Consider the following 20,579-nt stretch of genomic DNA (forward strand, 5'->3'; position numbering starts at 1 on the left):
CTGATCTTATTCAAGATTTTTGCTTCTGGAATAGCCAGAACTTGCATTCAAAGCGCGGTAAGTTTTTGTTGGCAATAAAAAAGCCCGCAGTGCGGGCTTTTGACTATCAATAAACGCAGATTAGAGCTTGTAACTCATGCTCAGCATCAGCATTTGTGCGGTGTAGTCATGGCTATTAGTACCAAAACCTACGACGTTCCAAATGCCATCAACGGCGATATCGTTGGCGGCGTCATTGTCCTTATAGTTCTCAATTTTGTAATCGAAGCGCAGCGCGAGTTTCTCGGTGGCTTGATATTGAGCGTATAAGTTAATGTTGTGCACTTTGGCAAAATAATCACCATAGTCGCCAGTGATACCTTGTCTGACTTGAGTGTTGCTGTCGGAGTTGGAATAGGTGTAGTCCAGTCCTAGGCGTAACTTGTTCTCCAGCAGATTGTTGTAGCTAATACCTGCGCCAACTACATCGACCTTGTCTTCAATAAAGCCAGTCCAAGTTGGGGTGCTGTAATTGCTGCTACCTGCTTGTTCAGACTCAATGGTTTGATAGTTGTAGAAGGCGGTTGCTAGTAAGTCAGCGGTGATCATATAGCTGATATTGGCATCATAACTGGTGTCTTTTGACTCAGTTAAACCAATCACAGTATCGGTATAATCATCCAGCGCATAACGGGCACCAACATCGATAGTCAGGCTTTCAAGCGGCGAATGGGTGATCCGCGCTTCGACTTGGGTTCTGTCACGGTCAGCCAGATTGTACTTACGTAATAGGCTGTTGGTTTCAGAAGAGGTCCATTCAGACGCTTGGTATTGTGAGCCGTCACGGTTACCGTAACTGCCTTTTACCCACATGTCCCAGGTATCGAAGCTGTTGACACGTAAACGGGCCCAAACGGTATTTTCATCCGTGGTTTCACGGTCTTGATAATCACGTTGGTCGCGTTTGAAGTCATAACCACCATCGAGTTTAATATCGCGGGTAATGCGATAATCTGCGGCAACTTTAAAGCGTTGCGTACGATTATCGTAAGGGGTGTTATAAGCCACCTTACCGTTGACATTATTGATGCTGATCTGAGTCCATTCTTCCACTTGGGTGTTATTGTCACGGTCGTAATAATCGTAACTACCTGTTAATCGGAGGTCTTTGCTCACTTTGCTAACGACTTTTAGGTTCATACCCAGTAGGTCGACTTTGGCATCAACAGCATCAGTATTAAGCTGATTTGCATAACGGTAGTTATCCGTCACCAATGCCTGATCTTGGCTCATTTGTCCGGTTAAAATACGGCCAGACAGTGAGTTACTGCCGTCGTTATACTGCCCCATCAGCGATACTGTGTGTGCCTGATTATCGGGATCGAGTGCCATCGTACCTTGGGTTTGGGCACCAAAGGTGGGGTTGAAGGCACTGTCAATGTTCAGCTGGTTGTATTCATTTTTGAAAATCGAACCATTGTAACTGAGTGCAGTGAACCAACGATCACCCTTGAGTTTCACGCCTGCTTCTATGGTGTCAGTGGTGTAATCCACGGGTTCTGCCAACATCATAGATTGGTTGAAGAAGCTACCAGAGGCTTGTTTTAAGCCGGTTTTTTCTTCACGCATGTAGTTAACATAGGTGCTCCACAGGGATTCGCCTTGATATTCGAACCCTAAGCCTGTGCGCTCACGTTTCAGTGATAACTCAAGGCTGTTCAGGCTGTCCATCAACAGTGGCATTTGGCTGCTCGAACCTGCGGTGACCCAGTTATCGGGCAAGGTCAGGTTATTGCCGCCGATACCAGAATAGGGCGAGAGGGCACTATTGCTGTCGTAGGTGGCAATTTGGCGATAGTTAACATTGACATTGTACTGACCTTGTTTGCCGGCATTCACATCCAAACGACCGCCATCCATACCGAGTTGATGAGCTTCAACATTGGCACGGTAACCCTTTTCACCTTTAAAGCGTAAATCGGCATCAAATTTGCCAGCTACTTCATTGGATGTCCCAAAGGCATTGGCTGAGCGAATATCCTCTTCGCTGTTATAACCTACACCAACACCCACAGTGCCAGATGTGCCAGTTTCAACCACGCAGCCTTTACAGCTCCATGCTGAGAGTTTCACTTTGTCAGTATTGGCATTGGCGAGGCCATAACCATCGGCAGCGACGGCGAAACCTGTGTTGGCTAATAACGCTAGAGTGATCAAATTGAGTTTGAATTTCATCTTCTCGTCTCCTTAGCGCTGTAATAGCTTGCCAGATGGATGGTTAGAACCATGAACCTGACTATGGCAATTTAAGCAGCTTCTTCCACCCGTAAAGGCGTTGTCACCGACATTTGAACCTAAACCAGTGTTACCTAAGTAGGCGTTGCTGGCGTGGCCATCGCTAGCGTGACATTGCTGACATAACTGCGGCGCACGGGTTTTCAGCATGGCATCATTCACACTACCGTGAGGATTGTGGCAAGTAACACAACTCTCAGTGACGGGTGCATGCTCCCAGAGTTTTGGGCCGCGTTTCTCGGCGTGACAGGCATAACAGGTTTCGTTGATGCTTGGCTTGTTCAAGTCGGAATCTGTCATGCTCCCATGGGGATTGTGACAGTCGCTACAGGTCATTTGTGCCCATTTGAGAGGGTGACTTGAGCGTTTGTTCATATCCGCTTTTTGCTTAGTGTGGCAGCTTGTACAGACGTCCATCTCAGTGTTTTTAGATAACACTGGGTCTTTCGCGACGTGTACTTGGTGGCACGAGGCACAAGCAACATCGGCATTGTCATGGTGACCGCCATTCCAAGACATACGCTTATCGTCTTGGTGACAGCTCATACATACGCTGTTTTGCTTGTCGGCACTTAAGGTCGATTGTTTACCAAAAGTGATCATCGGCTCGTTGCCGCCCTTGTTATGCTGACCCATAGGGCCGTGGCATGCCTCGCATTGCAGGCCAGCCATTGGACTCTTAGAGGAGTCAATCGCGCCGTGGACACCTTTGAAAAGGTCCATGACTTTTTCGGATTTCTTATGGCACATCAAGCAAGAATCGGCGCCTTTAGGGGAGTAGTTGCCTTCGGCAAACTTCTTATCTAAGGTGGCTTCGACTTGCTCAGGCGTCATTTTTTCATCCCACTTGGAGGCGTGAGCACTCGGTGCGATGGCAAATGCCATGACCGCAGACATCATCAATGCCGGCAGTAGGTTTTTCATTTTGTGGCTGTTTTTCATAATAGGCTTCCCAATTTGTCCCAACAAAATTCAAGATAGGGGGAGCGAGCTCCCCCTGCTTGGGCAAATTACATTTTCACTTGAGTGTGATCTGCAACTGTTGGGGTATGGCAGTAGAAACAGGTTTCTGACTGTGCCGCTTGGTTGGCTTGAGTATAATCACCGTCCACAATCGCGCCCATATTTTCTAAGCCGTGGCCAATCGATTCTGGGGCGTGGCATGAAGTACAAGTTGCTGTGATTGGGGTGGTGTATTTACCAGCAGAAGTGGCCAGTGCACCCTTCACTTTGAACGCGTCTAAGTTGAAGTCGTTGTGGCACTGAGTACATTCTTTGATAACGCCTTGCTCACCGTGAACTACGTGCAGTTTCATTTCGAAACCACCTTTGTTTGCACCGCTTGCGTAGGTACCATCAGGGGTATGACAGGCCACACAGGCATCCACACCGACGATTGGTTTACCGCTTGCGTCTTTGGCATGTGAAACTTGTTCTGACATCACGAAGCCTGCATGGTGACCTTTGTGGATTTCAAAGGTATCACTGTGACAGCCTTGGCAAGTGCTGAAGTTCACTGAGTTCACATGGCGCATGCTGGGTGCTTTGCCAGACTTAGTACCAAAGGCTAATTCGGCTTTCATACTAGTGGTTGTGCTATCTGCACTACAAGCCGTTAGCGTAGAACCCGTGTTACACATTTCTAGACCGATAAAGGTAAAGGCGGTGTCAGTATCACCCGCTCCAAATGGCAGTGCTGGTGTAGTGAAGACCAGTTTACCGTCAACGATGGTCACATCTGCTTGCAATGCGCCATCTTTGACCAAGTCTTTAGTCACTTTCTTATACTGTGTTACTGGGCTTGGGTTGTAGCCCATGATGGGGAAGTTAGGACCAACGTTAGTGATAGTTTCTAAACGTTTGATCTTATTTTGTACACTTGCCGCATCAATGGCGTTGCCGTCTTTATCTAGGATAGACACGGTTAATACCGCAGTGTTGTCTTCTTGACCGGCGAGTGTGGCAGACATACCTAACTGAGCCATAACCGCTTTCTTCTCAGCGGTTTTGCCTGTGTGTAACTCGGCAGTCCAATTGCTGTTGTGGCAAGCGATACAGTTTGAGTTATCGAGCTGTTGTGAGTGACCTTTACCCGCTGCGAAATCCACCGCAGTATGACAGCTGCCACAGGTGGCGGCAGTTGGGATACGTGACCAATTAGTCCAATCTGGCGCGGCTTCAGTTTCAACGTGACAGCTTTGGCAGCTTTCAAGTGAACCTAAAGTAAGGTCTTTATGTTTTGCGTGGACTAGCACATTAAATTCTTTACCTACTCCCACTTTACCTGATGTATGGCAAGTCGCGCAGTAGTTAACATCTGAGTAAGCGCCGCCATGTTTAACTTTGGCTAAGTCTTGGTGACAAGTATTACAGCTTTCTGTGGCAACGATTTTACGACTGTAGCCAGGTTCTGCACCTGTGTCAGCGGTAAAGTCTACAAAAGCGTTGCTGTTAGGCACTAAGGTACCATCTGGTAATGGCGTGTTGTAAGCGCGGATAAGTACACGTTGAGCCAACTGGTCGTTGTAGGTGATCTTAGTGTTGGCTGTCAGGTTCATTTTGAAGGTGTAGCTGTAGCGGCCGTTCTTCATGTCCACAAAGGTGCCCGGACAGGTTGACGCGACATCACAGGTCTCATCACCAAAGTATTGCCATTGAGAGGCATTACCCGCGCCAGTTGCACCTTGAGGAATGAGTTGAGCTGCAGCAAAGCGCATTTTTTGCAGGCCAACTACGGGCAAATCGTCTTCGTTGGTGACGGTGAATTCAACACTAGGAACACCGTTAGTCACTACTGATTTGTTGAATGTGAAATTGAGTTTTTGAATGGCTGGAGCTGGCTCGCCGCCAGGTTCACCGGGTTTACCATCGTTACCATCACTTCCACCACAGCCAGTTAAGGCCATAGTGACGGCACTTGCTGCAAGCAGCAGTGCGAATTTTGATTTTTGTGTGTTCATCATTTTTTTCCCTGCATAGGTTTGGCATTACTTAAGTGCTTATCTTCTTCGCCCGACAGATTCTTTGTCTGTACTTTGGTCTCGAAGGCAACCTAAGTGGATGCTGGAAATAGAATTCCCCAAGGAAAGGCTAACCTAACATGCCTCTAAAATCTTCAAGGCCTTTGCTAATGTGTGACTTGGATCTTTCTATTTCTAAAGAGGTAGTTAAACCACAGGGGAAAAATAAATTTAGATCAAAAAAACGGCGGATTGTGAGGTGGAAAATAAAAAGAGAGAGGGGTTACCTCTCTCTTTTTGTCCAGTCTCTTTAATCGCTAAAGAGGCGGTTTATTTAGTTACCGTGTGCTTCGCGTAACTGAGTTGGAGTATGGCAAGTTGCACAGCTTTCAGATGCACGGGTTTGAACATCCGCAGCACTGGTACCATTTAAGATACCGCCGTTGGCTTCAATGTGAGACTTAGTTGCATCAGACAGATACTTCTGGTGACAGCTTAAACATGCACCTGCATCTGAAGATACCCAAATATCAGCCCCACCGTTGGTGATGTCGCCATAGCGCCATACACGCTCAGGAGCACGTCCAAGAGTGATACCTTTATCAGTGTGACAGGTTGAACAATCGGTCTTGAGTACAGTACCTGATTGAACGCCCGCATACTTGAGGTAATGGCCTTCACGTTCGTGCGCTTTCCAAGCAAAGCTGGTTGGAATCTTGCCGCCTGGATAGGCCGCATCTGTCTTCAGAGTTTTATCCGATGTATGACAAGTTTGGCAGTTTACGCCGTTGTCATAGTGGTGGATTTCCTGATTGTGACAGCCTTGACACTTAGTTGGGTCAATGATTTCACGACGTGTTTTAGCTTTTACTGCGCTATCCACACCATTGTCTTTCCAAACGAAGTGGTAAGGTGCTTCTTTCACGGGCACTTTGCGCACGTTCGGCAAACTACAATCGGTTGGAACGATTTCGGCAACACCGTAACCACCGCTGTTGAAACACACTTCTAATGTAGACCAGAGTTCAAAGGTTTTACCGTTAGCATCCGCTGGCAGGTTGAACTTAGTGCCAGTTAACGTATAGGTTTTGGTCGCTTCGTTGTAAGTGCCTTCGCTCAGTGCGATACGACGGTTGCTGTAAGAGGCGTCAGCATAGCTTGGGTAATCTTTATCAGAATCCCAAGCCACGATAACGCGTGAGCTTTGGTTAAGATATTTGTTTTCGATAGCATTGCCGTCTTTATCAACGACTTGAACATCAAAGGTAATCTTACCAGTGCCATTCACACCCACATTGCTAAACTTAATGCCCATAGCTTGAGTATCAGAATAGGCTTTCAGTACATCACCATGACGTTTGGCTGCACTGCCAGTACCGCCATAAGGCTCTGTTGCATTGTGGCAAGAGGTACAGTCTGTACTGCTATGGTGAGCAGATGGTTTTTCAGTATGGCAACCAATACAAGCTTGATTGCTTAAGTCAGCTTTGAATAGGTCTGCATTGGCTGGAGCACCCGCACCTTCAACGTGACAAGCTGAACAATCAGCGGCAGGTTTCAATGGGAAGCCTACTTTGCCGTAGTCGATCACTTTACCACCGTAACCGACAATCTTATAAGGAGCAGGTACTTCTGCGCCTGTTTCATCGTAGGTATGACGTTCGCCACCTTTGTGGATAGCATGGATCATATAAGTGAATTCAATGCTATTGCCTGACTCTGGGTCGCCAGATGTTGCAGTATGGCAAGAGGCACAGTTTTCAATATCGATACGACGACCACCATGAAGCTCTAAGCTTTCTGGTTGGTGGCAGGTGTAACAGGCTTTGATAGAAACCACATTGCGAGTTTGGATGCCTTCTGTTTTACCTGTCGAAGGTTGCCAATCAAAATGCGCATTCGCAGCAAGTTGTGGCAGCTCAAGCTCCATTGTGGCGCGTTGAGTCGCGTCAGCGCTGTAAGTAACGGTTAATGGCTCAGTGACATTAGCAATGTTGGTTTGATAGGTGTAACTGTAACTACCGTCACCGTGGTCAACCAAGCAAGTGTCGCATTTACTCGCTGTTTCAACGTTGGCTTGGTACTGGGTCGATGGATTGAGATTATCAACACCTGATGGAATTGTACCAGGCTCTTTTTTAGCATTGATGTAAGCTTGCCATTGATAGCCACGATCTGCAGTTTTCGCTGGATCGTCCGCTGCTTCAGTCACATGGGTGAGCTGAGCAATACCAAAGCGTAAATCGTGATCTTTTGTTAAGCCGAGTACAGCCACGCCATTGGCATTTTCCAATGTAAAATCAACGGTGACCTTGCCTGCGTCAACAGTTGCATTTGTGAATTTAGCTTTTAATGTTGAGGTCGAGTTAATATTAACACCAACAACGCCTGGTTTACCGTCTTCACCGTCTTTACCGTCACTGCCACCGCAGCCAGTGAGAAGAAGTGAAAGTAAACCGGCACCCAACATCGCTTTTGTTGCGGTATTGAAATTGAACCGTTTCATCATGATATTTCCCTGCAATAGTTTTAATCATCATTAAACACGTCTCAAATAGGAATAAATCTCATTAGCCGTATTTAATGTGTGGAATTAGATCCCACCTGTAAGGCTAACTAAGTCATTGGTATTTATCAGTCACTTTAAGCGGGTAATGTGATTGAGATCTGACTATTTCTTTAGGGGTAGATGACTGCATAGTATGAGTTCCTTTTATATTTGCAGTAGCAGGCCTTTTCGGCCTGCATCATAGGGTTAATTAATCGGGTGGACTTTTAATATGTCGGCGACAGCGCCTTGTCCGTGGCAGAAAGCACAGGTTTCTGTACCTGCGGTGGCGTCGGCTTTTGTTCCCGCAAATACTGCACCTTGCTGCATCATATGGTTGTGGGTGGTATCACTTGAGTGACAGTTACTGCACACCGCGGCAATGGGACTCGTGAAGGTGCCGTTGTTTAGCGCAAGTGGTTGAACGGCAGAGTTTAAGGGCAGGGCAACCGTTGAAACTCCCGCTGCATCTTTGATATGGCATTGAGCACAATTACCGATTTTGCCTGGGTAGTTGAGGTCCTCAAAACCGGCAAATTGGCTGGTATGGATCCCATGGATTAACTGCTTAAAGTCAAAGGAGGTAATGGAGGGATTTGCCGCCGTGGCGTCGGCCTGCATATTCGGGTTGTGGCAAAGTTGGCATTGGCCCGCTAAATCGTTACGTGCGCCATGAATATTCAGTTGTTGATCGCCGTGGCAGCTAGCGCAGTTGGCATTGCTAATGACTTCGCGTCTGCCAGTGGCACTTAAGGCTGACATATCGAAGTAACTGTGGCTTGCCTTGATAACCAGAACTTCGGCAAGTTCAGTGCTGCAATCCACGAGTACTTTATCTTTGGCGCAAACTCGACCTTGAATTGCTAAGCCGCCGTGGTCGGCCTCAGTTCCCGCCGGAACCGTGAGACCCGAAATGGTATAAGTGTAAGTGCCGTTGCTGCCAGTGACTGGTGTGGACTCAGGCAGACGAATTGAGCGCGCGGAGCGGGTACTGTAATCGAAACTGGTTCCCCAGTTAGCATAGACCCTTAGGTCGCTGATAAATTTGAGCTTATCTGCGCTCTCACTGTATACAGTACCAGTTGCTGGATTGCTTAGCGTCACGGCAACGGTCACTGTGCCATTGGCATCCATGCTTGCGCTACTGATGCTTGGACTAAACTGGGCTAACGCGGCCATTTGATCTTCATTGCCGTGTACGCTGGCGGTCCAATCGGCATTATGGCAGGCAACACAATTGCTATTATCTGCTTGCGCAGGGTGGCCTTGGCCCGCAGGGAAATTGATTTGGGTATGGCAGGCTCCACAAGCTTCCATAGTGGGCACCCTATGCCAGTTTTGACGCTCGGCTAAATCAGGATTATCGACGTGGCAAGTCTGGCAATTACTGATGGATTGAGGGAATCCCGTTAAGTGTTTGCTGTGGATCATTTGCGGGAAAATATCCGCAGGATTGCTGACTTTTTTACTGTTATGGCAAGTTACGCAGGTTTCAACTTGGTTGTAGCGTCCACCATGGAACGCCAAATTACTGTGGCAGCTATTACAGGTTTCAATGGTAACTAAGTTACGGGTGTAGGCTAGGGTATTACCCGAGGTTTGCCAATCGTAGTGTTGATTGGTAATGGGGAGCGCCGTGCCATCGGCTAGTGCATCGCCGCCCAGTTTGATGACGACTCGCTGGGTGGCATCGTTAAGGAATGTCACACCATTCATGCCATTATATGCGGTACTAAAACGATAACTGTAATGGCCGTTTTTATGGTCGACAAACGTGCCAGGGCAAGAAGCGGCGCACGTTTCAGAGGTAAAATGTTGCCACTCGCTGCTATTGCCTGCACCTGTCGCGCCCTGAGGCAGTAATTGCGCTGCAATAAAGGTGGCCGAGGGAATACCGACCACGGCTTCATCGTCTTGGTTGCTCACCTGATAATCGACTTGGGCGATGCCGTCGGTCACGGCGACTTTATCGACTATGATGTTTAGGCTAGTGATCGTCATCGCGGGTGGTTTACCTGGCTCACCGGGTGAGCCATCGTTACCGTCACTGCCACCACAGGCGGTAAGCAGGGTGGTTAAGGCCAGTAACAGACTGAATTGTGAGCTAAATCTTGCAAACTTGTTCATATTTCTATCCTTGGAATACGCTGTCAGTGCCTAAGTTACATTTGGTAGCTTAAGGTCAAACCTAAGTAATGAGCATTGTAGTCGTGGCTGATGTCGCCAAAACTGAGCACATTGGGGACTGTGTCCCAAGTGGTGTTTTGGTTTTGCCAGTTTGCATCTTGATATTTCTCGAACAACCAATCGAAGCGTAACGACATACTGTCGGCCAGCTTATATTTGGCGTAGGCGTTAATATTGTGCTTGCGACTGTAATAGTCACCGTAGGGACTGTTGATACCGTAGGTGACTTCGGTGTCGCTTTGGCCGTCGGAGTAGCTGTAGTCCAAGCCCAGATCTAAACGATTATCCAACAGGTTTTGATAGGCGATACCCGCGCCAATCAGGGTCGATTTCTCTTCAGATGTGCTGTACCAATCAGGGGTTGAGAAACGATTGCTTCCAGCCTGATCGGAATCGTGCCAGTCTTGGTTGAGATAGGCGTTGACACTCAAATTATCGCTAATCAGATACTGTGCTGAAACGTCATAGCCAAGGTAAGAGACTTGGGTGAGCCCGACCAAGGTGTGGTCATAGTCATCGTCGATGCTGTGTAAACTCGCTCCTACAGATAAGCCGATATCACTTTGATAATCTGTGTGTAGGGTGACTTTTTGACGTTTCCTGTCCGCGAGGTAGGATTTACGCAGCCAAGGGTTGCTTGGACTTTGGGTGCTGGTCACTGGATCGTATTCACTGCCATTGCGGTCTAATGTTTCTCCCTTTAACCAAGCAGACCAAGCGGGCGAATAACGGTAGCTGAGTTTGGCAAACAACCCCGATTCGTCAACGGATTGCCTGTCTAGTTCAGAATAAATAACTTCATCACGACTATATCCCGCCTCAGCATAGGCCGATGGGGTTAGGCGGTATTTTCCTTTAAGGTCGAATTGTTTGCTGCGTTTATCGTAGAGGCGATTTTGTTCGGCCCCTTGATGAAAACTGTCGGTCACGACCTGTGGGAAATCCAGTTGGGCTGTCTTGTTTTCCCTGTCTTGATAGTTATAACTGGCTTGAACACTCAAATCCTGTGTGATGCGGCCTGAATACTTAAGCACCATATCTAGGATGTCCACTTGGGCATCCAGATTACCGGTTGGCAGTACAGGGGAGGGGCCATTAATGGTCGCGGGAAGAAAAGCCTCATCCTGTGACATGTTGCTGATACCCGCGTGCATTAGGATGTTATGACCATTTTGACCACCACTGGCCTCGGCTGCGATCCGATAGGCCTTGTTATCTGGGGCGACGGCATTTTGCCCAAAGTAGGTCGCACCAAATGTGGGAGTATAGGCCGATTGCCATAGCAGCGCCTGATGGTCATTCTTGTATTGGCTTATCTGGCTGTTTATGCCCGCTTGCCAGCCAGCGCCGCCAAAATAGACTCTGGCATTGATTTCATCTGTGCTGTCATCGATTGGATGCGCCAACATCACACTGTTAGTGAGAATATTTGCGCTGGTCTTTTTCGCGCCGCTGCGGTTTTCATGCTGGTAGTTTACCGAGGCTTTGTAGCGGCTGCTCGATGAGATATGGCCAGCATAGTAACCGCCGAGGTTGAATCTATCCCGCGTAATGCTTAAGTCCTGCTCGATTAAACTCGATTGCAGTAACGGCATGGATTGGGTCGTTGCTCCCTCTACCCAATTTTCAGGCAAGAGCATCTTATCGTTATCGGTGAGATAAGGGCTTTTTAGCTGATTGTATTGGTAATTGGCGAGCCCTTTATAACCTAATTGAATTTGATAGTGCCCGGGTTGGCCTGTGGTGAGCTTGGCTGAACCCGTATCAAATCCCAGTTTATCGGCCTCTAGCCGGGTATGGTAACCACTCTCAGCTTGGTATTGCATATCGGCGCCCACGGCACCGACCAAGCCATCCTTATCCGTGCCAGTTCGATTACCAAAACGGCTATCTTCGCCGTCATTATAGGCGAGCGTGGCGCTGGCGTTGCCTTGGCGCCCTGTTTTGGGCTGGCATTGCTTGCAGCTCCATGAGTCACTTTTTACGCCGCTGCGATTCGCTTTTTGGATTTCATATCCTTCAGCATGGGCCGTGTTGAGTACGCCACTAATCGCCCAAGCCAGTAATGTGAGTGAGAAACAAGCTCTAGGAGTCGATATGTTCATTATTTGCATGATCATTCCCTTGTTATCTCTGGAGTAACTTGCCGGATGGATGGTTTGAACCATGCACTTGTCCATGGCAATTCATACAGGAATTACCCGAGGTGAAGGCGTTGGTTTGATTACCAAAGTAAGCATTACTGCTGTGGCCATCGGAGGCGTGGCACTGTTGGCATAACTGTGGCGGTTTGCTAATGAGCATGGATTCGTTGACGCTGCCGTGGGGGTTATGGCAGTTCGCACAATTGTCGGTGACTGGCGCATGTTCCCACAATTTAGGACCGCGTTTTTCGGCGTGGCAGCTGTAACAGTTTTCGTTGACGCTCATTTGTTTCAGACTGGCATCATTTAAACTGCCATGGGGATTGTGGCAATCGCTACAGACCATTTGTTGCCATTGCAGTGGATGGGATGAGCGTTTGTGCATATCCGCTTTTTGCTGGGTATGGCATTGGGTACAAATCGCCACTTCGTTGGCTTTGTCGCTGATAGGGTCTTTTGCTACGTGTACTTGGTGGCAGCTACTGCAGGGGATATCGGCATTGTCATGGTGGTTACCTTTCCACGCGATGCGTTGGTCGTCGTTATGGCAACTCATGCAGACACTGTTTTGTTTTTGCGCGGGAACGGGGGAATGCTGGCCGAAGGTGATCATCGGCTCTTTGCCGCCCTTGTTATGATTACCGAGTGGACCGTGGCAAGCCTCACACTGTAAGTCGGCCATGGGGGAATCTTTGACATTGGGATTGCCATGTACGCCATCAAAAATTGCCATTACAGTGGCACTTTTCTTATGGCACATCAGGCAAGTGTCAGCCCCTTTAGCCGAGTATTTACCTTCGGCAAATTTTTTGTCCAAAGTTGCGACGACCTCCTCGGGCGGCTTGTCATCCCAAGGTGTTGCTAACGTTGAAAGGCTGAGTATCGATAACATCAAAGCAAGCATAACCTGAGTTATGCTTTTGAACTTTAACCCAATATCCATGTTCATCTATTCCCGAGTGCGTTTTATTTGTTATTTTTCAAGCTTTCGACATCGCTAATTTAGCTGATTAATATTAGAACAATTAAGTGACAACTGCTTAACATTCTTAAGGTGATTGACAGTAAAGAGCGATGATTTTGCAGAGATAAACAATAAATGTGATTAACGTCACATTTTGTTTTGGCGATGCATTTGTTGATAGCTTGTTGGATAAGATTTACATCACAACCTCGAGAGAAAGTTAGTGAGTATTTTTATTTTTTGTCAGGCGTTTATTCATTGAGATTTTTGTCACATAATACCCAACACAATTGAAAACTATTATCGTTACCAGTCATAAAGCTTGATCTAGGTAAAGTTATTAGAGCCGTCGCTCAGATACAATGGGCGCAGTTTTTCAAGCTGAAGCTGTTACAAGGTGAAATAGGTAATGAAGTTAAGCGAACTCAGTCCCGGTGACCGTGGCATTATTTCTGAAATCGGGCGATTAGATCTGCCGCAGACAGTGAAGCGTAAATTATTATCCATGGGCATCACCCCTAATACACGATTTTCGTTGATCCGCAGAGCGCCAATGGGCTCTGGTTTAGAGTTAGATATTCGGGGCAGTAAGCTTTGTATGCGCAGAGATCTGGCAGACATCATAGAGGTGGAAAAGGCGAATGACTAAGCAGTTTCATTGCGTCACTGTTGGTAACCCAAACGCGGGAAAATCAACACTCTTTAACGCACTAACGGGCGCGAATCAACAAGTAGGCAACTGGTCCGGTGTGACCGTTGAGAAAAAAACTGGTCATTTTACCCTTAATGGCGCCGACGTTTACTTAACCGACTTACCTGGCATTTACGATTTACTCCCCGCGGGTAACAGTTGTGATTGTTCCCTCGATGAGCAGATTGCTCAGCAGTATCTCGCCGAACAACGTGTCGATGGCATCATTAACTTAGTCGATGCGACCAATATTGAGCGTCACCTCTATTTGACGGCACAGCTTCGTGAGCTGTCGATCCCTATGGTAGTGGTATTGAATAAAATCGATGCGGCTATCAAGCGTGGGATCCGTGTCGATTTAAAGAAAATGAGCCAAGAGTTAGGTTGCCCTGTGATTGGCGTGTGTTCTCGCGACCCTGCCGATGTGGCCAAAGTGCAAGCGCAGGTATTGGATTTACTCCAAGGCCGCGTCTCCGAAGCGCCTTTAATACTCGATTACGATGAGCAAATTGAAGCGGGCGTGCAACTCCTTTGCAGCAAAGATCCCAACTTAAGCCGTGGCCGCGCCTTGGCGATGTTAGGTAATGGTTCTGGTTGTGGCAGTTGTAAAAATGCTGAACTTCAGGATGAAGTGAATACTTGCACCCAGCAAATCGCGCAGCAAGGACATGACATCGAAGTACTGGTCGCCACGACACGTTTTAACTTTGTCGAGCGTGTATTCCAAGGTTCAGTGAAAGCAGATGGCTTCCTAACACTGAGCGATAAACTCGATAAATTAGTTTTACATCCTGTACTTGGCATTCCGGTGTTTTTATTTGTCATGTATCTGATGTTTATGTTCAGCATCAACATTGGTAGTGCGTTTATCGATTTCTTCGATGTGTTTGTCGGTGCATTGCTGGTTGACCATTTTGGTGCATTCCTTGGCAATATCGGCGCGCCGGCATGGCTTGTGACGATTCTTGCGGGTGGTGTCGGTCAAGGTATTCAAACCGTTTCTACCTTTATTCCGGTTATCGCAGCGCTATTCCTCGGTTTATCCATTCTTGAAAGCTCAGGCTATATGGCCCGCGCGGCATTCGTGGTGGATGGCTTAATGCGCCGTATTGGCTTACCGGGTAAAGCCTTCGTGCCTATGATTGTAGGCTTTGGTTGTTCGGTGCCAGCCATTATGGCCACTCGTACCTTAGGCAGTGAGCGTGAGCGTATCGTGACTGGTATGATGGCACCCTTTATGTCCTGCGGTGCGCGTTTACCTGTGTATGCGCTATTTGCGGCGGCCTTCTTCCCTGATTCTGGTCAAAACCTAGTGTTTTTACTGTATGTGATTGGGATTTTTGCGGCGATTGGCACTGGATTATTACTGCGCAGCACCTTATTACCCGGCACTAGCAGTGCGGTGGTGATGGAGCTGCCAAGCTATGAGTTGCCAAAATTTAAAGCTGTGATGGTGCGAACTGGTAAGCGGACTAAGAGCTTTATCTTAGGAGCGGGTAAAACCATCGTGCTAGTAGTGACACTGCTCAACTTTATCAATGCGATTGGAGTTGATGGCACTTTTGGCCATGAAGATAGCCAAGCGTCACTCTTAAGTGTGGCGAGCCAAAAAGTCACCCCTATCTTTGCTCCAATGGGGATTGAGCAAGATAACTGGCCTGCGACAGTCGGTATTATCACTGGGATTTTTGCTAAAGAAGCTGTGGTCGGTACACTCAACAGCTTGTATACCAATGCCGCCCATGACGATGGCGAGTTAACTCCATTGGCTGATAGTTTCAGCGAAGCGCTGGCGACGATTCCTGCTAACTTATTCGGTTTAGATTTGGAAGATCCGCTTAAGTTATCTGTGGGTGATGTCTCTAGTACCGATGTTGCCGCAGAGGCGCAAGGTGTTGCAACATCAACCTTTAGTGCCTTACAGTCAGGCTTTACCACTAAGGTCGCGGCGTTTGCTTATCTGCTGTTTATCTTACTCTATACACCCTGTGTCGCAGCGATGGGCGCCTTAGTGAATGAGTTTGGTACTCGCTGGGCAACCTTTGCTGCCACTTGGACATTCTCACTGGCCTACGGCAGTGCAACCATTGCTTACCAAGCGGCGACCTTTAGTGCGCATCCCCTGCAATCGAGTCTGTGGATTGGTTTCTTCCTCCTGGCACTTGTGGTGTTCTATCTGTGGCTCAAACGTAAGGGCCGTAGAACCCAACAGATCATTCCAGGTGTTAGGATCATTACCGAGTAACCGCTGAGTAATAAATGTCAGCTTAGTAATGACAAAGATAAAAGCAGCTTTCATGGCTGCTTTTATTGTTTTACTATCCATGCCATAAACCATAGTTTTTCATACTGGGCATTGTAACTGGCCGAGATCTGTAGGATCATGCGGGTTTTGTTAAAATTGCCATTGTTCGCAAAGAGGAATTCCATGAGTCATGTGGACACTGAAGTACGTCCGAGTAACTTTATCCGTAATATCATTGATGAGGATCTGAAAAGCGGTAAGCACACTAGCGTGCAGACGCGTTTTCCTCCTGAGCCAAATGGTTATTTACATATAGGTCACGCAAAGTCTATCTGTTTGAACTTCGGCATTGCGCGCGATTACCAGGGCCTTTGTAATTTACGTTTTGATGATACCAATCCTGAAAAAGAAGACATCGATTATGTGAATTCTATTCAGGCGGATGTGCGTTGGTTGGGATTCCAGTGGGATGGTGAGGTTCGTTATTCCTCTAACTATTTCGACCAATTACACCAATATGCGGTTGAGTTGATCAATAAAGGCTTAGCCTATGTGTGTTTCCTCAATGCCGATGAAACCCGCGAATACCGTGGCACCTTAAAAGAGCCGGGTAAAAACAGCCCGTACCGTGACACTTCCGTTGAAGAAAACCTGCAATTATTTGAAAAAATGCGTAAGGGTGAATTCAAAGAGGGCGAGTGTGCGCTGCGTGCCAAAATCGACATGGCATCGCCTTTCATGTGTATGCGCGATCCGGTGATTTACCGTATTCGTTTTGCTCACCATCATCAAACAGGTGACAAGTGGTGCATTTACCCGATGTACGACTTTACTCACTGTATCTCCGATGCGCTGGAGCACATTACTCACTCGTTATGTACGCTTGAGTTCCAAGACAACCGTCGTCTATACGATTGGGTTCTTGACAATTTAGATGATTTTCAAGCGCCGAACCGTACTCGTCAGTACGAATTTTCTCGCTTAAATCTTGAATATACGCTGATGTCTAAGCGTAAATTAAATGACTTAGTGACGCGTAAATTAGTTTCTGGATGGGATGACCCACGTATGCCAACAATTGCTGGCCTGCGCCGTCGTGGTTATACACCAGCGTCTATCCGCGAGTTTTGCCAACGTATTGGTATCACTAAGCAAGAAAACATGATTGAAGCAGCAATGCTTGATGCTTGTATCCGTGAAGAGCTTAATGAGCATGCGCCACGTGCGATGGCTGTACTGCGCCCATTAAAAGTCGTGATTGAGAACTACCCAGAAGGTCAAATCGAGACGATTCAAGCGGCTTCTCACCCAAGTGATGAAAGCATGGGCACACGCGAACTTGCCTTTGGCCGCGAACTGTATATCGATGTGGCGGACTTCAGAGAAGAAGCCAATAAGCAGTACAAACGTTTGGTGATGGGCAAAGAAGTGCGCCTGCGTAACGCTTATGTGATTAAGGCTGAACGTTGTGACAAAGACAGCGAAGGCAATATCACCACGGTTTACTGTAGCTACGATGCGGATACCTTGGGTAAAAACCCTGCCGATGGTCGCAAGGTAAAAGGCGTAATCCATTGGGTTGAAGCGACTACAGCTAAACCTGCTGAATTCCGTTTATACCAACGCTTGTTCACGGATCCAAATCCTGCAGCAGCAGAGACAGTAGATGAAGTGCTAAACCCTAACTCACTTGAAGTGGTGAATGGTTTAGTTGAAGCCAGCCTTGCTAATGCGCCAGCGGAAAAAGCATACCAGTTTGAACGTGAAGGTTATTTCTGTGCTGACAATAAAGATTCATCAGCCGAGCATTTAGTTTTTAACCTAACAGTTGCACTGCGTGACTCGTTTGAATAGCAAGTCGTTCGCTGCAATAATCGCTGCCGCAATGATGCATTGCTGTCGCTGCTAGTTACGAACGGCATTCACGAATAAAAAGGCCCTTAGTGATATAAAACCTAAGGGCCTTTGCTTTTTACATCTTTTAGATTTCACCATTTTTATCAGCTGTTATCGCTTCTTTTAAGCCATCCCTTACATGTCGACTAAACGTCTACTGATACCTTATTGGTACATAGGACCAAAGCCAATACTCCAGAGGATAACGCTGGTGGCCATTAAACCGACCAAGAGCACTAAACCCGCAGTGACCATAGAGCTGGCGTAAATAAAGCCTTTCTCTTCAGGGATATTCATAATGATGGGCACACCTGCGTACAGCAGATAAACCGAGTAGGCTAAGCCAATCAACCCTACAATCATAATAAACCAGAGTACTGGGTAGAGCGCCGCCAGACCGACCATAAACAGCGGTGTTGCAGTGTAGGATGCGAGTTCTAATGCCTGGGTGAAAGTAGGTTGAGCATCGAAGGTTTTTGCCATCCAGTAGGCTAAATAGGCGAGGGCAAAGACGCCCGCAATCAGACCAAAGTACATTCCCACAGACATAAACATGGCGCTTTGTGGTGTGAGATAAATCGGATCACCCGACCCCGGATTCCAACCAATATATGCGGTGGCGATAAAGCTACAAACCGCCGGAATAAGTGCAATGAGAATAACGTGACTTAAGCTACTTTTGAGTGCCTCATGATTCTTCTCAATTGCGTGCCACTCTTGTTTTGGATGAGTGTATAACCCCATTAAGTGATTCAGTATCATTATAATTATCCTTGTTCAGCATTGATGATGGCTCGCCAAACGTCAGACGAGCTGATAACAGCTCTGCAATCAGGGTTAATGCTCTCCAATCCCTTTAACTCCCGATTGCCTACTCTTTGAATTGAGATGTGCCGTGATCAGGATCTCAGTTCTTAAAGTGTAGATTATTTATTGAACAAAAAGTTCAACTCGTCAAGTTTACTGCCTGGTAACGCTATAGCTTGTCGATAATTACGCGTAAAATATGACGATATTTTTTATGATTTTGAGTGATCCCATGCAGCAATTACTGGCACCTGTTCATGCGTTTCTTCGATGTGAGACGCCGCAAACTTGGATTGATATAGCAAGAGCCTCTGCCTCGTTAGATGAACTCTTAATCGACCATTGTAATTGTGAGCTAAAAGCCGCGCAGACAGCGATGTTCTTATTGAGGCGATACGCCTTGGATAAAGACAGCGGGCAATCGCTATTGGCGTGGGCAAAACCCTATGAGGAATTTGTTTATCACAAAGATCGCGATATCGAGCTGTTTTTGGCTCGCGATGTCAAAAAGAACGAGCTGGTTGCCAATCTACAACCGAATCAACATTTTACCTTTGCTCAGGATCTTATCCCGCCACTGATCCGTTTGATAAAAGAAGAATTCCATCACTTTGAGCAAGTGCTGGAGTTGATGCATGCACGGCACATTCCGTATCGCAATATTCGTGCGGGACGTTATGCCAAGGGCATGATGAGCCACGTGACCACCCATGAGAAGGATATTTTGCGGGATAAGTTGATTGTGGGTGCGTATATTGAGGCGCGCTCCTGTGAACGCTTTGCTAAATTAGCGCCTTACTTGGATCCAGAGTTAAGTAAGTTTTATGTGTCCTTGCTGCGCTCTGAGGCGCGTCATTTTGAGGATTATCTTAAGCTGGCGCAGTTGGTTTCGACTGAAAATATTACTGAACGGGTCGCTTATTTTGGCGAGAGGGAAGCTGAATTGATTATGGCGCCCGATGATGAGTTCCATTTCCACAGTGGTCAGCCTTTAGTTGCCTAATATCCAAACCTCGTTGAGGAGAGCCAATAACGGCCTCTATCAAGTGTTTGCTAGAGGCGTTAGGAGTTAGAGGCGATAACGTTTTTGATGTTGGCGCCTAAATGATTTGTTGATTACCGTTACTATCAATCGTTTCTTAGCTAGCGCCGAAAGGCAGGCTTTTTAACTCCACTCCGTCGGCGCTGACCACCAACACACTGCCTTGCTCGTACCAATCACCGACCACAATTCGTTTACAGTCATTAGTTAAGTCGTGGATGGCGGGTCTGTGGGTATGACCATGGATCATCTGTTTACAGTGGGTTTGGGTAAATAACGCATCCACCGCACTCGGTTCCACATCCATGATGACATAGCTTTTTTGTTGATTGCTGCTCTGACTATTGCTGCGGATCTTATTGGCAATCGCTTGACGTTTTTTCTTCGGCAAACAGCTATAAAGCCAACGGGCGAAGGCAAAACTGCGTAATTTGCGAAAGCGTTGGTAGGCTTTATCTAAGGTGCACAAGCTATCGCCATGTAAGATAACCGTATTCACACCATAGAGATCTAAACAAGTGACTTCGGGCAACATTTGCATGCCTGCAGCATCAGCAAATTGTTTGCCTAACATAAAGTCACGATTACCGTGAATAAAATAGATGGGCAATCTTTGAGAGACTTGCTTGAGCTTGCGCGCTAATTCGAGGGCAAAGGGCGCAGCTAAATCGTCGCCGACCCATACCTCAAATAAATCCCCCAAAATATAGAGGGCATCGGCATCATCAAGTTCTGTATCGAGGAAACGATTAAAGGCTTGGGTGATATCGAGGCGATCGGCACTTAAGTGCAGATCGCCAATAAATAAGGTCCGCATCCTA

13 protein-coding genes are annotated in these 20,579 nt (G+C 47.2%); 4 read left to right on the top strand and 9 right to left on the bottom strand.

Going from position 1 to position 20,579, the window contains the following annotated elements:
- Positions 1-120 precede the first annotated feature (120 nt).
- From SHD_RS12790 to SHD_RS12820, 7 genes are all read right to left on the bottom strand, one after another.
- Complete coding sequence (locus SHD_RS12790) at positions 121-2,214, bottom strand: MtrB/PioB family decaheme-associated outer membrane protein (RefSeq protein ID WP_023267506.1); 2,094 nt, start codon at positions 2,212-2,214, stop codon at positions 121-123.
- Positions 2,215-2,226: 12 nt separating this feature from the next.
- Complete coding sequence (gene mtrA, locus SHD_RS12795; RefSeq protein ID WP_023267507.1) at positions 2,227-3,216, bottom strand: decaheme c-type cytochrome MtrA; 990 nt, start codon at positions 3,214-3,216, stop codon at positions 2,227-2,229.
- Positions 3,217-3,284: 68 nt separating this feature from the next.
- Positions 3,285-5,237, bottom strand: coding sequence for an OmcA/MtrC family decaheme c-type cytochrome (locus SHD_RS12800; protein ID WP_023267508.1), 1,953 nt, complete (start codon positions 5,235-5,237; stop codon positions 3,285-3,287).
- Between the two features lie 331 nt (positions 5,238-5,568).
- Positions 5,569-7,743 carry an OmcA/MtrC family decaheme c-type cytochrome gene (locus SHD_RS12805; protein WP_023267509.1) on the bottom strand — a complete coding sequence of 725 codons (2,175 nt, stop codon included), beginning with the start codon at positions 7,741-7,743 and terminating at the stop codon, positions 5,569-5,571.
- 246 nt (positions 7,744-7,989) lie between these two features.
- Positions 7,990-9,909 carry an OmcA/MtrC family decaheme c-type cytochrome gene (locus SHD_RS12810; protein WP_023267510.1) on the bottom strand — a complete coding sequence of 640 codons (1,920 nt, stop codon included), beginning with the start codon at positions 9,907-9,909 and terminating at the stop codon, positions 7,990-7,992.
- 35 nt (positions 9,910-9,944) lie between these two features.
- Positions 9,945-12,083 (bottom strand): MtrB/PioB family decaheme-associated outer membrane protein, encoded by a 2,139-nt coding sequence (locus tag SHD_RS12815; protein WP_039978325.1) that lies wholly within the window; start codon positions 12,081-12,083, stop codon positions 9,945-9,947.
- Positions 12,084-12,096: 13 nt separating this feature from the next.
- The gene (locus SHD_RS12820) at positions 12,097-13,062 is read right to left on the bottom strand and encodes a DmsE family decaheme c-type cytochrome (RefSeq protein WP_023267512.1); all 966 of its coding nucleotides are present in this window, start codon (positions 13,060-13,062) and stop codon (positions 12,097-12,099) included.
- A gap of 424 nt (positions 13,063-13,486) precedes the next feature.
- Between SHD_RS12820 and SHD_RS12825 the strand changes: the two genes are divergently transcribed.
- The 3 genes from SHD_RS12825 (at position 13,487) to glnS (ending at position 17,867) form a co-directional block, all read left to right on the top strand.
- Positions 13,487-13,726: a FeoA family protein gene (locus SHD_RS12825; RefSeq protein ID WP_011623257.1), complete on the top strand. Its 240-nt coding sequence runs from the start codon at positions 13,487-13,489 to the stop codon at positions 13,724-13,726.
- The gene (gene feoB / locus SHD_RS12830) at positions 13,719-16,013 is read left to right on the top strand and encodes a Fe(2+) transporter permease subunit FeoB (RefSeq protein WP_023267513.1); all 2,295 of its coding nucleotides are present in this window, start codon (positions 13,719-13,721) and stop codon (positions 16,011-16,013) included. Before SHD_RS12825 ends, feoB begins: the two co-directional genes overlap by 8 nt.
- Positions 16,014-16,196: 183 nt before the next feature.
- A complete protein-coding gene (gene glnS / locus SHD_RS12835) occupies positions 16,197-17,867 on the top strand; it encodes a glutamine--tRNA ligase (protein WP_023267514.1) in 1,671 nt (556 codons plus the stop codon).
- Positions 17,868-18,074: 207 nt separating this feature from the next.
- Here the strand turns inward: glnS and SHD_RS12840 are convergent, their stop codons facing one another.
- Entirely contained in the window at positions 18,075-18,671 is a 597-nt protein-coding gene (locus SHD_RS12840; RefSeq protein WP_039978328.1) for a Yip1 family protein, read from the bottom strand.
- A 277-nt stretch (positions 18,672-18,948) separates the two neighbouring features.
- Here SHD_RS12840 and miaE point away from each other — a divergent pair, with 277 nt between their 5' ends.
- The gene (gene miaE / locus SHD_RS12845; protein WP_039978362.1) at positions 18,949-19,719 is read left to right on the top strand and encodes a tRNA isopentenyl-2-thiomethyl-A-37 hydroxylase MiaE; all 771 of its coding nucleotides are present in this window, start codon (positions 18,949-18,951) and stop codon (positions 19,717-19,719) included.
- Positions 19,720-19,855: 136 nt separating this feature from the next.
- Here the strand turns inward: miaE and SHD_RS12850 are convergent, their stop codons facing one another.
- Entirely contained in the window at positions 19,856-20,575 is a 720-nt protein-coding gene (locus tag SHD_RS12850; protein ID WP_023267517.1) for a UDP-2,3-diacylglucosamine diphosphatase, read from the bottom strand.
- Positions 20,576-20,579: the final 4 nt, after the last annotated feature.

Source organism: Shewanella decolorationis S12 (assembly GCF_000485795.1).
In the GTDB taxonomy this organism is placed as follows: domain Bacteria; phylum Pseudomonadota; class Gammaproteobacteria; order Enterobacterales; family Shewanellaceae; genus Shewanella; species Shewanella decolorationis.